The sequence below is a fragment of the Pseudomonas sp. 210_17 TE3656 genome (assembly GCF_054821965.1).
Map to the genome: position 1 here is coordinate 5497953 of NZ_JBTRBC010000001.1, position 16917 is coordinate 5514869.

Annotated in this window: 8 protein-coding genes and 1 pseudogene; 1 reads left to right on the top strand and 8 read right to left on the bottom strand. The window is 57.2% G+C overall.

The window, feature by feature from the left end; all coding sequences use genetic code 11:
- Positions 1–598 precede the first annotated feature (598 nt).
- The 8 genes and pseudogenes from ACVI9W_RS25180 to ACVI9W_RS25215 all read right to left on the bottom strand — a co-directional run bounded on the left by ACVI9W_RS25180 (position 599) and on the right by ACVI9W_RS25215 (position 13806).
- Positions 599–787 carry a hypothetical protein gene (locus ACVI9W_RS25180; RefSeq protein WP_461531674.1) on the bottom strand — a complete coding sequence of 63 codons (189 nt, stop codon included), beginning with the start codon at positions 785–787 and terminating at the stop codon, positions 599–601.
- Position 788: 1 nt separating this feature from the next.
- Positions 789–1103, bottom strand: a complete 315-nt coding sequence (locus ACVI9W_RS25185) for a toxin C-terminal domain-containing protein (protein WP_461531675.1) — start codon at positions 1101–1103, stop codon at positions 789–791.
- Positions 1058–1333, bottom strand: a pseudogene (locus ACVI9W_RS25190) (transposase); the annotation flags it as partial. The pseudogene ACVI9W_RS25190 and the gene ACVI9W_RS25185, both read right to left, overlap by 46 nt.
- 132 nt (positions 1334–1465) lie before the next feature.
- The gene (locus tag ACVI9W_RS25195; protein ID WP_461531676.1) at positions 1466–1738 is read right to left on the bottom strand and encodes a colicin immunity domain-containing protein; all 273 of its coding nucleotides are present in this window, start codon (positions 1736–1738) and stop codon (positions 1466–1468) included.
- Positions 1735–2034, bottom strand: a complete 300-nt coding sequence (locus ACVI9W_RS25200; protein ID WP_461531872.1) for a colicin D domain-containing protein — start codon at positions 2032–2034, stop codon at positions 1735–1737. Before ACVI9W_RS25200 ends, ACVI9W_RS25195 begins: the two co-directional genes overlap by 4 nt.
- 33 nt (positions 2035–2067) lie before the next feature.
- Positions 2068–2388, bottom strand: coding sequence for a colicin (locus tag ACVI9W_RS25205; protein ID WP_461531677.1), 321 nt, complete (start codon positions 2386–2388; stop codon positions 2068–2070).
- A 1-nt stretch (position 2389) separates the two neighbouring features.
- A complete protein-coding gene (locus tag ACVI9W_RS25210) occupies positions 2390–12046 on the bottom strand; it encodes a two-partner secretion domain-containing protein (RefSeq protein ID WP_461531678.1) in 9657 nt (3218 codons plus the stop codon).
- Positions 12047–12087: 41 nt separating this feature from the next.
- Positions 12088–13806, bottom strand: coding sequence for a ShlB/FhaC/HecB family hemolysin secretion/activation protein (locus ACVI9W_RS25215; RefSeq protein ID WP_461531679.1), 1719 nt, complete (start codon positions 13804–13806; stop codon positions 12088–12090).
- Between the two features lie 463 nt (positions 13807–14269).
- Here ACVI9W_RS25215 and acnB point away from each other — a divergent pair, with 463 nt between their 5' ends.
- Entirely contained in the window at positions 14270–16870 is a 2601-nt protein-coding gene (gene acnB, locus ACVI9W_RS25220; RefSeq protein ID WP_461531680.1) for a bifunctional aconitate hydratase 2/2-methylisocitrate dehydratase, read from the top strand.
- The last annotated feature ends 47 nt before the right edge of the window (positions 16871–16917 follow it).

The window sequence follows — 16917 nt, forward strand, 5'->3', positions numbered from 1 at the left end:
TACTCCGACACGGGTTTCAGCCCGTTACCGCCGTGTTGAATTGGTAAAACGGAAAAGCCCTGCATTTTTAAAGAACGGGCCGATGACGACTGCCGTCGGTTTAAAAAATAGACTGACTCGAAGCCAGAACCCGCCTACCCTTTGGGACCGCCAGGCTCTCATCCGCTGGCGAGGATTTAGCGCTCTTCATAGATATCGTGGACAACCGGATCAGTTCCAATAAAAAGCTCCTGGTCGTTCGGGGCAAAGCCATCGGAAGCCAAGGACCAACAAACGCAGAGCGTTCGGCTTCTGGACTCAAAGCGTCCCCTATATCATCGATTATTACTCCTTAAAAATTAACGCTTTTTCTCGCTCGAACACTTGCCATGCGACTAAATCGCCACCATGGTACTTATTCCAAAAATCTTCGACTTGCTATGCATCGGGATGCCAAACAGACGAATCCTTGTGAGTCCAAGTTAAATATCCAGCGCCGTGACAAGCACCCATCTACCACATCAAAGTCTGTCCCAGGGAAGTCGGGCCGGAGCAGGTGCCTCAGGAATTTTCACACACCTCTCACAAAGCCCGAGACAATTCCACACAACAAATAGCACTACCCACAATATATTAAAAGACAAGTAGCATCAGACTTTACAACCAGACTGATCGGTTTTTTTGTTACGCCGTCATCTGTTGATATTTCAACCAATAAATCCTGATCAGAAAATGATTGCAACTCAGCTATAAGCTGCTTAATAGTTTTTCCTCGATCAACCCAAAGAGTTTTGTTTTTTTCATTCATTTCAATCTCCAATACGATCAAAGTTCGCATCAAAGGTACCCAGCCTTGCATCTCTACTACTGAGATCCTTTACTGAGGCCTCCATTTTCCAAGCACCACCGTTGAGTCCATCAATATTTATTGCAATGTACCGATTATCTAGTTTAAACACCGCCTGGCCACCATGTACAGTTTTACTGATCTTTTTAAATTCTAGAGCCTCCGCCGCTTGCCTAGCTTCTTTAGTCGTCTTATATACAGCTCCGGAGCCAACTCCAGGTCGCATACCACCTAGGTTCTGTACGAAAAGAAATGTCGCAGATACCGCATGGCGCAAGCCAGCGAGACCATAGCGGCATAACTTTTCGCAAGCTTGTCGAAGCGAGTGACGATTCGACGGGTATCTTTGAGCCAGCCAAACATGCGCTCAATGATGTTGCGCTGTCGGTATTTTGGCCGATCGAACAGCCTGGGCAAACCGGGTTTGGGTCTGCGCTTCATCGAGCGCAGCGGGATGACCGGTTGTATCCGATACCGATCGCAGTATTGGCGTAGCGCATCGGCGTCTTAACCGACTCGCCTCAGTTGAGTTTCACAGGATTTCGTACAGAACCTAGTCTAGACCTGCTGGCGTTGTCCAAGTACGAGTAGCCTTGTCAAATGTTAGCTCTACCGCACCGCCTGTACCTTTTGCACCAACTAATCAGCGACTAATTTTTGCACCAGTGTCGCGACTTCAGATCTAAGCATTTCATCGTCAAACTCATACTTTTCCCTTGTTTCGCTTGGCTCGTACATGTCCGCAGCACAAAAAATGCTGGACAAACACTCGTTTAACAAAGGTTCATCGAGCTGCAGAATTTTCCTATCTCGCTCAATTTTCCGAAGCTCAATATACGCCTCAGAAAAAATTTCGGCTGTCAGCCTTCCTGCTACAAACGACCTTGCAAATTCCAAGATAGTAAGACTCATCGCAGCACTCCATTTTTAATAAAATTATCAAACAGCTGAGTTCCCGGCGATAGCTTAAACCCTGTCACAACATTCCCTGATGCATCGAGCACAACAGCGTTATTGGTGCTCGAATTAAAGAACACCTTAGAGTCCTTTACAAACCCATATGTACCTTGCTGAGTCGTAGTGGTGGATGCCATGTGGGCTTTAATTGCAGACTCATACTGAGCAATAGTCTCAGGATTTTTCTTAGTAGTCACTACCCCGAAATCAGAAGCATGTTTAAATTTCTTATCAAGCTGCCTCTGCGTAATGCCAGTTAAAGCCTCAGCTTCTTTGAAGCAAACTCAGCTGTACTCTCGCCTAGAGTATATAAAACCACTAAGTGGCTCCAACTCTCGCTTAGAGCCTTCCGCGCAAACGCATTCGATATCAATTCTATTGATAGCCTGTTTTTTCCCTCCCATTGCATCAAAATTTGTAGCTACAACTTCCAGACTTTCCAGATCAAACTCTGTTGGTTCACGATCAAGATAATATCGAATCAACACCGAACCATTTTCATTGTATCCGACAGCAATAGCTCTAATATCAGGGTAGATTTCGCCGAGGAGCGCAATTCGAAAACATGCCACGAGCCAATCGGGTAGTTGTGCAGTAAATAACATCTCAATTCCTCGCATCTGGAACAATGTGGGCACCATTTTTCCCATAGTGAATCTGACCTCTGGTAACTGACTGCCCTGTCCGTCCGTCTACCCCAATTGGCCTTCCAAAATCCACAATTGGGTTACCACGAGCCCCAGCGCCAACAACAGGATATTTACCGCTGTGAACTCCTCCCAAAAGCTCCGCTGGGTCGACGCCATCGTTAAAATAACTACGCCCTTCCTCAAAATTATTGTGACCTTTGATATGTTTTCCTTGCTGCCCCATATGTATTTTTGTCGGAAGATCGTTGGGAACGGGGAGCTTACTTATCTCTTTTGGACCGCTAACCGGAGCAGGATTTGCCTTGGCACTCGCCACTGCACGCTTGTAAGCCAGTACTCCAGCAGCAGTACCTAGCCCAGCAGCAACCGCAATCTTCAAGCCACTGGTAATATCATGCGCCTGCGCATCACTCAAGTTCCATTTAGCTTTGAGTGAGTCGACCATCGCATCGACTGAATGCTCGGCAGTCGCTGCCGCTAGCATCTCCTGAAACTCGAAATTGGAGTTAATGAGGTTCTGTACTGCCTCCCGGGCATTGGGAGAGCCGTAGTCAGCCAGGTCCTTGATTGGATCAAGATCCGCCATGGTATTGGCGACTGTTTTCGACAAGGCAGCACAAGCCGAAGGATCAGCCTTGCAACTGGCAATCGCTTCAATGTCCTGCTGAAGGCTCAGTTCCTTATAGGCACGTGTTGTTTCGTAAATGCAAGCGTCGTCGCTACATGCTGCTATTTTCCTGGCTGCCCTCTCAAGCTGGTTATGTGCCAGATAGTTGTATTGTGTTGAGTTCGCAGCGACCCATGCCCCCTTATCCATCTGGGCCGCATCAGCATCTTTCTGGCCTGCCGCCGCCAGTACTCCAACGATCTGAGAACTCATGGTCAGCAGGTTGGCATTACCCTTGACCAAGGTGTCCAGATGCACCACCAGCGCTTCGTTCGCACCCGCCGCCAACGCACCGGTTTTGAAGTCCCCACCGGTGGCCTTAGCCAGCAACCCACCCACCATCGCGTGAATGGCGATCTTCGGCGCAGAGCCATCGGCGACTACACCTTTGGTGTAATCACCCACCGCGTTGAAACTGGCCGCCGCTAGGGTGTTGAACAACGCATTCTTCAAGGCATCACTAGCACTGCCACCCTGTCCAAGAGCCTTGCTCAGCAGCATGGAGGTGCCGCTCTGCAACGTCTGGTTGGCGGCAAATTGCCCAACGCCGCTCCAGGTACTCAAAGAGGAAACGGGAGTGATTCTTCCGATAAACGTATTGGTTTCGGTACCAGTCAAGTTGTCAAAATAGCCAGCCGTCAAACCTGCGGTAATGCCCGAGATCGCGTACCCCTTCATCGCATCCGAAGAGGTCACATCCTTGAACACTGCGCCCAGATTGCCGCGATTATTGACCGCACTCACGGCTGCGTTGGTCGATGCACTTGCTGCTACCGCACCCACCCCCGCCGCAACACCCGCCCCCGCGCCAGCAGAGGCCGCAGCAGCCATGGGGCCCACGACCGCCGCCATCACAATTGCTATGATGATCTGTGAGGCCGGTCCAAGCCCCGAGTTGCTGTACTTGAAGGAATCATGGATCTCCTTCACTTGTCGCCAGTCCACATCGCCACGGGCTTCTGCCTGTTTCAGCCAAGCCAGTTGCGGATCGGCTTTCACCATCGCATCGATGCTCTGACTGACGGTTTGTTGATCCACCTGTTTGATGTCGATCTTCAAGCCTTCAACAGCGTTAATGGCGATTTCACCGGCGGCTACCATCTGCGTCTGGCGCAGGGTTTCATCGGTATTGCCCTTGCCTTTGGAGGAAACCCAGAAGGCGTTGTTGTTACTCTTCTCGTGGCTCTCCTGGTGCAGATCCTTGACCACCTCAAAAGTCACCGTGCCGCCACTGGAAATGCTCAGGTCCTTGCCGCTCTCCAGCTTGGCCGCCTGGTACTTCTGATCGCCACCACTGATCAGGGTCAAGTCACCGCCGGTCTTGATTTCGCTCCCGATGTTTTTGACGTCGGTCACTTCGTCGCGCTGGGTCTTCTTGCTGCCGAAGCTACCTTTTTTCTTCTTGTCGTACAGCGAGTAGTCGCTGTCTTGCGCGGCCAGCAGTTCAAGGTTTCCGCCTGCGACCAGGTAAGCTTCCTCGCCAGCAGTGACCTTGCTGGCGATCAGGGTCAGGTCCTGGCCAGCGCTGAGTTTTACATCGCCACCGGCGTTGAGGCTGGTCGCGATCTGGCTGACATGGTCTTCCTGAGCCTCGACTTTTTTGCTCTTGTTGTAGCTGTGTTGTTCATCGGCCGCCGAGGCCAATGTGAGGTTATTGCCAGCGTCCAGCGCAATATCACGCTGGGCATCCACCTGGCTGGCAATCACTGCTAGATCGCGGCCAGCACTGATCGACAGGTCGCGACCGGCCTCCAGGTTCGAGCCGTTCTGGCTGATGGTCAGGTCACGGTTTTTACTGCCGCGGCTGTTGCTGTTGAGCTGGGCCGCCGACCCAATGGTGACGTCCCGGCCCGCGCTGATGCTGGTGTCACGCCCACTCTGCAACACACCGCCGATATTGCTGACATCTCGACCGGCCTGGATCGTCAGGTCATTGGCCGCTTCAATACGTGCGGCGTTGTCGACAAAATCACGGTGCTGGCTGTTGTAGCCGTTGCTGCTGTCATACCCCGTGACCGTACGCTCGTTGGTCACATCACCGGTAAGACTGGTCAGGCTGACATCCCGCCCGGTGATCACGCCGCCGGCCTTGTTGCTCAGGTCGTTGCCAGCCAGCAGATCAAGCCGGTCTCCAGCCTGAATCAGGCCGCTGTTGATCAGGTTGTTACTGGCCAGAGCCGTCAGGTTGTCGCTGGCCTTGAGTGTGCCGGCGTTGCTGAGGTTGTTCCCGGCGATCAGGCTCACGTCCTTGCCCTGGATCAGCGCGCCGTTGGCGGCCAGGCGGTTGTTGGAGTGCGCCAGGTACAGCACGGGGACCAGAACCTCCTGGCCATCAACCAGCAAGGTTTCCATCCAGACGATGTCGTGGGTCAAAGCGGCCACTTGCTCGGCGCTCAAGCCCACCCCGAGCGAGAGGTTCAGCGCGTCCTTGCTGGCGATGGCGTTGTCCATCAGGTAACGGAACATCGCCTCGTCGGAAGTCAGGCCTTCAAGAAAGCGCTGGCCGGTACGGGCAACCACGGCCTGCTGGATCAGGTACTGTTCGTAGAAGCCGTCGCCCAGGCGCTTGGCACTGTCGTCGGGGTTGTAGCCGAGTTTGCCCAGCAGGTAATCCGAACTCATGAACTGCTTGAGGTCAGTGAGTGCCGGGTTGGTTTCAATCAGGTATTTGTGCGGGCTGGACTTCCCGCTGCTGCTCGGCAGGCCCTGGACTTTGGCGACGCTAACGGGGCCTGCCATGCCCAGGCTGCCTGGACTCTTTATGCCGGTATCCCGACCTTGAGTACCCGGCACCTCTTGTTGGCGCTGAGCACTGCCCACGCTTGCGTCACCCAGGTTCCAGCTTTGCGGACCGGTGTCACCCTGACTGGCGCCTTGCCCGCTGAGGCGAAACAGGCCGTTCTGGCCGCTGGGCAGTTCAAATCCTGGCAACGCCAGCGGGTTGACTTGCTGCTGCGCCAATTCCGGCGGTAACTGTTGATTCAGGGTAACGCGGGTCGAAAACTCACGATCAGGGGCAGTGGTGTTGGTACTTGGGCCGCTGCCGACGTACTCATAGCCTGCGCGAACCACACTGCTATCGAAGTTGTTCTGGGCGGTGATGTTGACGTTGCCGGCAGCCTGGATGATCGCGGCGTAGGTCTGATCGCCAGTGCTCAACTGAGTCACGCGCCCGAACTGGTGCAACTCGGCTTCGGTGCTACCGATAAAGCGGCTCATGTCCGCTGCCAGGCCACTGAGGTTACTGGCGTCATAGCCGTCGCTTTCAAACCAATAGCGCTGGGTGAAATTATTTGCGGCGTTGGTCCAGCCGCTGCCATTGCTGGCGCGTTGGGTGCGAAACACCCGTACGGTTTCGGTATCGGAAGCCTCTACACCGGTATTGGTCAGGTTGTTCAACGTCGCAGTAAAGTTGCCGCTGCTGGCGATGGTGCTGCTGTGGTTCAACAGGTCGCCACCTTTGATGTCCAGGTTGCCACCTGCGGTAATGCTGGAGGCGGCACTGGCGGCGGTCACTTCCAGCTTTTCGCGCTGCACGATCTCCCAGACACGGTTGCGCTTGCCGCTGCAGTCACCGGCGTTAACGCCTTCAATACACCGGATTTCCTTGATTCTGGCCGTGTAGATGCCTGCATTGCTGATGGTCAGCAGCGCGCGGATGTTCTCAACAGTACTGGCGGCCAGGCTCATGCTGCCGTCACTCTGGATCAAGCCTGAGCTGTTGATGATGCTCGTGGCCCAGCCACCCGCTCCGTCGCGGTCGATATCGAGATCGCCCAGGCTGTAAATGCTGGCGTAACTGTTGGTCAGCGAGCCCACCCGCAAGCCCATGTTTCGGCCACTGAAGATCAACCCGTGATCGTTGAGCAGTGCCGAGCTGGTGAGCGTCAGGTCCTGGCCGCTGCCCAGCGTGCCGTAGTTGTTCAGGCTGCCGGTGTTCAGGGTCAGGTCGGACGTTGAGGTCAGTCGCCCGTAGTTGGTCAACAGGCCAGCAACCGTAATCGTGCTGTCCCCGCCACTGGCAATGCTCGCAACCTCAGGCAGCTGCAACTGCCCGGTGTACAGGCTTAAATCACCCCGACTACTCAGTCGGCCGTTGCCGCTGTACAGCCCGGTCAACCCGACGTTCAGGCTACCGTCGCTGGCGATCAAACCGTCGTTGCTCCAGTTCACACCACTGCCGGTCAGACTTTCGGCGGCCAGTAGCTGGCCGCTGGCGGTCTGGATGAAATGAGCGACGTCAACGGTCAAGCGCCCGGCTTGAATGACACTGCTGTTGGTCCAGCTGTCGGCAGTGAGGCTCAGGCCACCGCGGGTGACCAGGCTGCCACCGGCATTCATGACGTGAGCGGTGGCGATGTCGAAGGTGCCGGTTCCGACGTGCAACACGGTGCCGCCAGCGTTCAAGAAGCCGCCCATGAGCAGACTCAAATCTGTATTGGCGCTTTCGACGCTACCGTTGCGGTTATCCAGCACGCCACCAATCTGGAAACGGGAAATTCCACTGGTACCGAGGGCACGCAGTTTCCCGCTCTGGTTGTTAAGGCTGTTCGCGGCGACATTGAGCACGCTGTCGCTTTCGACGATGCCCGAGCTGTTGTTGAGCGCTCCGGCCAGGCTCAGGTCAATCTGTTGGCCGGCGATCTGCCCGGCACTGTTGACAAAGTCACTCCCCGTGACATCGATCTTGCGTGCGGCGTACAGGCCGCCACTGCGGTTATCGAAGCTACTGCTGTTGATGACTACGTCGCCTGTCTGCGCCGCAATCCGTCCGCTCTGATTGTTTATCCCAAGGGCTGTCAGATTCAGACGCTCGCCTTGGGTGATACCGCCTGAGGCGTTTTGCAACCAACCACTGAGAGAGGCGCTCAGCGCCGCGTAAAGGCTGGTCAGCACCCCGCCGCGGTTATCGAGATTGATGGCGGAAACAGTGAGCTCAGCGTCCTGCGCCAGGAGGCGGCCTTTCTGGTTATCGATATCCCCGGCAACATCAAGCTTGAGCGCACCTTGACTCTGCAGCGTGCCCTGATTGTTGTTCAGGCTCGCAGCGCGCACACGCAGGTCACCGTGTTGGCTATAAATCAGGCCATCCGCAGCGTTTTGCACCACGCCAGTGGCGGTCAAGGTCAACAGGTCATTGGCAGCGACCGTGCCACGATTGCGGTTGTCCAAGCCCCCCGTAAGCAGGGTCAGCAGTCCCTGACTGGCAAGTTGACCGCCCTGGTTATCGACCTGAGTGGCGCTCAGTCGCAAAGGCCCCGCGCTGGCCAGTTTGCCTTGGGTGTTGGTCAACGTACCGAGCAAGGTCAAGGTAACGCCGGCATTACCGATCAGTCTGCCGGTGGCATTGTCGAGCGTAGTGCCGCTGACATTCAGGGCCTGGGTTGCACTGATTGAGCCGCCGTTATTGTTGAGCCTCGTCGCCTCAACACTCAGGGTTGTACTGCTGTCGATCTGACCGCCTTGGCTGTTATTCAACTCGCCGGCTACGGTCAAAGCCTGTTCACCGGCACTGGAGAGAATCCCGCCAGCGCTGTTGTCGAGGGAAGCAGCTTTCACCGTCAGGTTCTGCTGGCTAACCAGCGCACCGGCAGCGCTATTGAGCAGGGTGTTTTCAACCTCGACCGTCAGGCCGCCGTTGCGACTGGAGAGCGTGCCGTTGTTGCGGTTGTCCAGGCTGCCGGCAGTGACGGCAAGGCCCTTCCAGCCCGAGATCAGGCCGTTCTGGTTGAGCACACTGGCACCGTGGAGCGTAAGCTGCTGGCTACTGATCAGCTTGCCGGCCTGGTTGTCGAGGTTGCGCCCGGCCAGCGCGAAGCTTTGGCTACTGGAGATTTCACCGCCTTGGTTACTCAGATCACGCAGGTGGCTGATGCTCAGCGGTCCAGCGGTGGTGACCAGGCCACCGTTATTGTTCAGGTCACCACCGGCCGTACCGAAGTCGAGGGCAATGGCATCCCCCAGCAACGAACCACCGTGTTGATTATGCAATGCGCCACTTTGGATATTGAGGCGCCGGGTGGCGTTGATCAGACCTTGATTCTGGTTGTCGAGCAGCCCCGTGACAGCTAAATCAAGGGTGTCGCGACTGGTCAGGGTGCCGCCCTGGTTATTGAGGCTGGCGGCACGCACGTCGAGGGCCGCTGCGGCGATCAGGCCTTTGAGGTTGTTCAGCGCCTGATCGATACGCAGGGTCAACGCCTGATTGCTCAGCAGCTTGCCGTTACGGTTGTCCAGACTGGCGGCGGCCAAGGTGTAGGCCTGGGCGCTGGAGAGTTCACCGCCTTGGTTGTTGATGCCATTAAGGTTGCGCAGCATCAGCAGCGGCGCGCTGATCAAGCCGTTCTGATTGTTCAGTTGGCCACGATTGAGGTTCAGGTCCAAGGCAGTGGCGCTGAACAGAAGACCGTTTTGTTGATCCAGGCCCGTGACACTGACAGTCAATGCCTTGTCGCTGGCGATGCGGCCCTTGTCCTGGTTGCTCACCTGCGTCGCTGTCAGGTCGAGGGTATCGCTACTGGTTACGCGGCCGCTGTGGCTGTTATCCACGGTGCCGGTGGAGATACGCACCGGGCCTTTGCTACTGAGGGTACCCTGGCGGTTATCCAGGCTCGCGCTCTGCAGATTGAGGTCAGCGTCGGTTACCATCTGGCCGCCGCGGTTATCGATCCCGCCTTTGCTGTTGAGACCAAGCTGGCCCGCACTGGACAGGGTGCCCTGTTGGTTGTTCACGCTGGCGGCGTTGAGCGTGAGCCCGCCCTCGCTGCTGATAAGACCGCCGAGGTTGGTCAAGGCGCCCTCAAGACGCAGATCAAGCGCAGACAACGCGCTCAGCGTCCCGCCACTATTGTCCAAGGTGTCACCCAGAACGCTGGCGCTATTCCGGCCATGGAGCAAGCCCTTGGTCTGGTTGATGATGTGCTTAACCGTCAGCCCCAGATCGGTCCCGGCCAATACCTTGCCGCCGTCACTATTGTTCAGTTGCTGAGCACTTACGTTGAGTGCCGCTGCACTGGAAAGCTCGCCTGCGCGGTTATCAATGCTGTTGACGTGAACAGTCAGCGCCTTGCCGGCACCGATCAGGCCTGCGTTGCGGTTGTCGAGCGTGGTGCCGGTAAGATTCAGGTTACCCTGAGCAACCAATTCACCGCCTTGCTGCGTAAGGTTGCCAAGGTTGGCGACCAGCTCTGCATTACTTGAAATTCGTCCGCCACTGTTATCGACGGTGTCAGCTTTCAACTGTGCACTCCCGGCACGAAGCAGGCCACGCTGGTTGTCGAGGTGCGTGAGATTGAGATCCAGGTGATTTACCGCGGTAACCAGGCCGTTCTGACTGTTGTCCAGCGTGCTACCTGACAAACTCATCGCCTGGTTGGCCCCCAGCCGGCCGTTACGGTTGTTGACCGCGCCACTGGCGACAAGGCTCAGGTTCTGCCCCGCCATGATCAGTCCTGCGACGTTATCCAGCGCAGTCACATGCAGGTAGGCTGCTGCGTGGCTGGAGAACTCACCACTGTTGTTGTCCAGCTGGACGATTTGCGCGGTGAGCGTACCGCGACTGTTGATCAAGCCTTGGCTGTTTAGCGTCCGCCCAGCGTTCAGCACGAGGCTGTCCTGACTCAGCACCTGGCCTTGCTGGCGGTTGTCCAGCGTCGCAGTGGCAACCTGGGTCCGCTGCTGTGCACTCAACGTGCCGCCGCGGTTATCAAGCGCCTGGGTCACGCGCATGTCGAGGTTGCGACTGGCCAGCACGCTGCCGACGTTACGCAGGTTCTCTGCGTTCAGGCTCACGTCACCCGTGGTATTGCGACTGTTATTGGCATTCACGCCAGCTTCGATGATGCCGGTGTTACTCAACTGGCCGCCACTGCTGAGGCTGATACGATCACGGGCGGCCAGGCTTTGCTGGTTACTCAAATCAGCAAGGGTTTGTACGTCGAGTGTTGTACCGGCATAAACCGGGCCTTGGGCTTGCAGACTTGAAGCCTTGACGTTGATGGCGTTGGAAGACGCCGCCTGAGCCAGGCTCAAGTGACCATTGGCATCGATCTGTATATCGCCGGCACTGGCGGCCAGATTACCCGCCAAGCGCACCCCGACGCCGGCCTCGGTACCGACAAGCTTGATTGTGCCGGCATACATGCCACCCAACACTGAGCTGTCGATGGCCAGTTCCGGCTGAGCGCTGCCGTCTTTGGTGCGCGCTGTAGCGCTGAGGCTGTGCGCATCGACATCGTTGCGACCGGCGACGATACTCAGGTTATTTGCCTGTATTTCGGCGTTGATTCTGGCGCTGCGGGTGATGATCTCGAAACTGTCGACGTTGCTGGCGTTGAGTCCGGCGCCTTCGATGGCCACACTGCCAGCGTCGACCTGGAAATGATCGAGACGGCCGTTGTTCAGGATCGGTTTGCCAGTGCTGAGGGTGACCCGCGGAGTGTTGATAAAACCGCAACCGTTGCAGCTGATGCCATACGGGTTGGCAACGATAACCCGCGCTGACTGCCCCGCTACTTCGGTATAGCCGCGAAGCTGACTGGGGTTACCGCCGTTGACCTCGTTAAGGATGGTGCTTGCAGCCTTGCCGCCCAGATTAGGGTTGCCGAGAATGATCCCGCCCAACTGCGTTGCTTGTGTACGCCCTGTGGCGTTGTTGAGAATCACCCCTTCGCTGCCGACGTTGTAGTCCCGAAACTGGTTGTGCGACAGCCCGCTGGCGTTAGGTGCGGCAATGTTGACGATCGGCACGCCGTTACCCGCACGTTCCACGCTCGTCCCCGGAGCACTGACGACGAGACCATCGGCCAGTGCCCACAGCGGTTGCCAGAACATGACGTTAGCCAGCAGCAGTGCCACTCCCCGCTTGGGCAGGCCGCAGAAGCGTTCACGGCTTAAAAGTGCGGCAGAAGGTTGGCGAAGCAGGAAGGCAAACTGATGGACGTCCATGTTTAAACTCTCAAAAAAACGCAGCAGGTAGCCGCTGATGGCTACATGAAGAAGCTCAGGCTGAAATAGATCGGGGCTTCACGCTCGGTCAGCACATCAGGGCGCTCGAGCGAATGGGCGAACGTCACACTGGTGGCCAGGTAAGCGCCTCGGGCGAACAGCTCCAGCGAATTGCTGGATACGCGCCCGTGCTGATCGCCGTTGTAGCGATCGTTCTGGATCACGCCTTGGTCGTAGCCCAGGCTGGCGCCGTATTCGCTCAAGGCCGGACGCAGCCAGGGCCAATTCACCTGACGGCTCCAGCGCAAGTCATTGCGCCAATAAGCGCCGCTGTCCCCGGACAACAACTGATCCTTGTAACCGCGCACCGAACCCAGCCCACCCAGGCTCATGCGCTGCGAGCTGAATAGCACGTCTTCGCTACGCTGACCGGTGGCCAGGCTACTGACACTGAAAGACTCGCCCCACAGGCTGAAGGGCTGCAAATAACTCAGGGTCGCGGTGTACTTGCGGTAGCGCGCGGTGGGTTCGCCGCGAGCTGGATCGTGATCGCCCTGGGCATCGAAAGCGCCGATGCCGTTCTGCATCCCAAGGTCGAGGTTGACGAACGCGTTGCCGATGCGGCGACCATGGTTGATACCCAGCTGCGCTTCGCTGATGCGGTTGCTGCTTTGCTTGAGTTTGCTGTCTTCGATGAAGTTGTTGGTGCGCAGGTAAGACAGGCCGGCGTTGACTGAGGTCTTGCTCATCGAATCGCGATGAATCACCCGCTCGGCACGCAACTGATGGTTCTGGCTGTCTCCGGTTTGCTTGAAGTTGTAACCATTGGCCTGCGCCTGTGAGCGATAGTCGCTCTGGCTATAGCTGTAATTGAAATTCCACCAGCCCCACGGCAGGTTGTAATTGGCAAAGACGCTACTGGAAGTACGTTGATGATCGCTGACAGCGTCGTGACCACCACGCAACATCAGTTGATCGGCCAATCCTAATGGGCTGTCCCAATCAAGTGAGGTGCTCCATTGCTGTTCGCCGGTACTGTCCTGGCCATCGTTGCTGCGCGACAGGGACGCACGCCAAGGTTTTTGTGGCGTGTTTTTCACCACCACGTCACTGCCACCTGCGGTTTTGCCGGGGGTCAGCTCCATTTGCACCTGGTTGGACGGCAACCGGTTGAGGTGATCAACCATCTGCTCGATTTCACGCAGGCTCAGCAACTCACCTTCACGGCCCGGAAAACTCATGGCCAACTCGCGCGCCGACAAACCACTGCCGGCTGTGGTGCGAATGTTTTCCAGGTATCCCTCAACCACCAGCACCGACAACTGCCCACCAGACAGATCTTGCTGCGGCAGGTAGGCCCGACTGGTTACCAGGCCTTTGTCGATGTAGCGGTTGGTGATGACTTTGAGTAATTCATTGAGCTGCGAGGTGCCCAGGCATCGATCCTGATAAGGCTGCGTCAACTGTTTGCGATCCGACTCAGACAGGTGATCCGCGCCGTTGATCAGGACCTGCCTAATCGGAAAACAGCGGCTGTCTACAGGGGCACTGGGTGTAGCTGGCACCGCCTCTTTGCCCGGCAACTCCTTGAGGTCCTGGAGTCGACGCCGCTGTTCCTCCAGCAGCCGGTCCTGGCGCTCTCGAATCAGGTCCTGATCACCAGGTGTTGGCGTGGAGGCAGCAAAGGCGGAACTCAGTCCCCCCAGGCAACCCAGTAAGGCAAAAGAAAATGACCTCTTCCGGCGGTGCAATACCGACATCTCGATTCCATCCGTGAAACGTTAACTTTGCTGGGGTAGCCAAAGGCAAGTTTGAAGAGGCCATGACTGGAAGCCTCGCGATGGATATCGAGTGTTTAGATTTTCCGGACAAAAAAATATAGGACCTTTCTTAAAGATCTACAGATACGTCCTATAAGGCCAATCATGGCCAGCTGCTTGTGCCATCGGCTTGTGCCGACAGAGAAGCGATGCGTCTGATATAGCCCGTCGCAGAGCCTTTAAAGGCCACCACGAATGGGTAGACCACAGCGATGTGTCGACAATCTTATTGTGTTTGTGATTTTTATCCTTTAGATTTCGCGCATTCACTGCCAATGTGTCAACAAAACAGATTTCAGCAGGGGCAGTCTGCTTTTTGGTGGTCTGTCAGTGGTCACTCTCAATTACCAAAAATATGTCCCTGCTTTTTTCTTTCCGGTACGCCACCCACAGGAGATCATCCGTGCTCGAAGCTTATGCCCGCCACTTACAAGCGCGTGCTGAGGAAGGCCTGCCGCCCCTCGCACTGAATGCCGAACAAACCGCAGGCCTGGTCGAGCTGCTGAAGAATCCTCCTGCTGGCGAAGAAGCAGTCCTCGTCGACCTGATCACCCACCGCGTTCCACCAGGCGTGGACGAAGCCGCCTACGTCAAGGCCGGTTTCCTCTCTGCTCTGGCCAAAGGCGAAGCCACTTCCCCGCTGATCGACAAAAAACGCGCGGTAGAGCTGCTGGGCACCATGCAGGGCGGCTACAACATCGCCACCCTGGTCGAACTGCTGGACGACGCCGAGCTGGCTGCCGTTGCCGCCGAACAGCTCAAGCACACCTTGCTGATGTTCGACGCCTTCCACGACGTCGCCGAGAAAGCCAAGGCCGGTAACCTGCAAGCCAAGGCGGTGCTGGAGTCCTGGGCCGCCGGCGAGTGGTTCACCAACAAGCCCGCCATCGCTGAAAAATACAGCCTGACCGTGTTCAAGGTTCCAGGCGAAACCAACACCGACGACCTGTCCCCTGCCCCGGACGCCTGGTCGCGCCCTGACATTCCGCTGCACGCCCTGGCCATGCTGAAAATGGCCCGTGACGGCATCAATCCTGAGCAACCAGGCGCCATTGGCCCGCTCAAGCAGATCGAAGCAGTCAAAGCCAAAGGCTTCCCGGTGGCCTACGTCGGCGACGTGGTCGGTACCGGTTCTTCGCGTAAATCCGCCACCAACTCGGTGCTGTGGTTCTTCGGTGACGACATCCCGTTTGTGCCGAACAAGCGCGCTGGCGGCTTCTGTTTCGGTAACAAGATCGCCCCGATCTTCTACAACACCATGGAAGACGCCGGCGCCCTGCCAATCGAATTCGACGTGTCGAACCTGAACATGGGCGACGTCATCGACGTGTACCCGCACGCCGGTAAAGTCTGCAAGCACGGCTCCGACGAGGTCATCACCACCTTCGAACTGAAAACTCCGGTGCTGCTCGACGAAGTCCGCGCTGGCGGCCGTATCCCGCTGATCGTCGGCCGTGGCCTGACCGACAAGGCCCGCACCGAGCTGGGCCTGCCGGTGTCCGAGCTGTTCAAAAAGCCAGAGCAGCCTGCCGACACCGGCAAGGGCTACAGCCTGGCGCAGAAAATGGTCGGTAAAGCTTGCGGCGTGACCGGCGTTCGCCCTGGCACCTACTGTGAACCAAAGATGACCACTGTCGGTTCCCAGGACACCACCGGTCCAATGACCCGTGACGAGCTGAAAGACCTGGCGTGCCTGGGCTTCTCTGCTGACCTGGTGATGCAGTCGTTCTGCCACACCGCGGCCTATCCGAAGCCTGTGGATGTAAACACCCACCACACCCTGCCGGACTTCATCCGCACCCGCGGTGGCGTTTCGTTGAAGGTTGGCGACGGCATCATCCACAGCTGGCTGAACCGCATGCTGCTGCCGGACACCGTCGGTACCGGTGGTGACTCGCACACCCGTTTCCCGATCGGCATCTCCTTCCCGGCCGGTTCCGGCCTGATCGCCTTCGCCGCTGCCACCGGCGTGATGCCGCTGGACATGCCGGAATCTGTACTGGTGCGTTTCAAGGGCAAGCTGCAACCGGGCATCACCCTGCGCGACCTGGTTCATGCCATTCCTTACTACGCCATCCAGCAAGGCCTGCTGACCGTTGAGAAGAAAGGCAAAATCAACGCTTTCTCCGGTCGCATCCTGGAAATCGAAGGTCTGGACGAACTGACCGTAGAGCAGGCTTTTGAGCTGTCCGACGCGTCGGCTGAACGCTCCGCTGCCGGCTGCACCATCAAGCTGCCTGAGAAGGCTGTTGCCGAGTACCTGCGCTCGAACATCACCCTGCTGCGCTGGATGATCAGCGAAGGCTACGGCGATGCCCGTACCCTGGAGCGTCGCGCCCAGGCGATGGAAGCCTGGCTGGCCAATCCGGTATTGCTGGAAGCCGACGCCGACGCCGAATACGCCGAGATCATCGAGATCGATCTGGATGAGGTGAAAGTCCCAGTGCTCTGTGCGCCGAACGACCCGGACGACGCCCGGTTGCTGACGACCGTACAGGGACAGAAGATCGACGAAGTGTTCATCGGTTCGTGCATGACCAACATCGGTCACTTCCGCGCTGCCGGCAAGCTGCTGGAAAAGGTCAAAGGTTCGCTGCCGACCCGCCTGTGGCTCGCACCACCAACCAAAATGGACGCTCACCAGCTGACCGAAGAAGGCTATTACGGCATCTACGGCAAAGCCGGTGCGCGCTTGGAAATGCCGGGCTGCTCGCTGTGCATGGGTAACCAGGCACGTGTGGCGGCGAACTCGACGGTGGTCTCGACCTCGACCCGTAATTTCCCCAACCGCCTGGGTGATGGTGCCAACGTCTACCTGGCCTCGGCCGAACTGGCTGCGGTTGCCTCGATCCTGGGCAAGCTGCCAAGCGTCGAAGAGTACATGGAGTACGCGAAGAACATCGACAGCATGGCTGCCGACGTTTACCGCTACCTGAGCTTCGACCAGATCGCCGAGTTCCGTGACGCCGCTGCGAGCGCCAAAATTGCGGTTGTTCAAGCGTAGGTCGTAATACCCTCCACTTGCAAAGCGCCGACAACAATGTCGGCGTT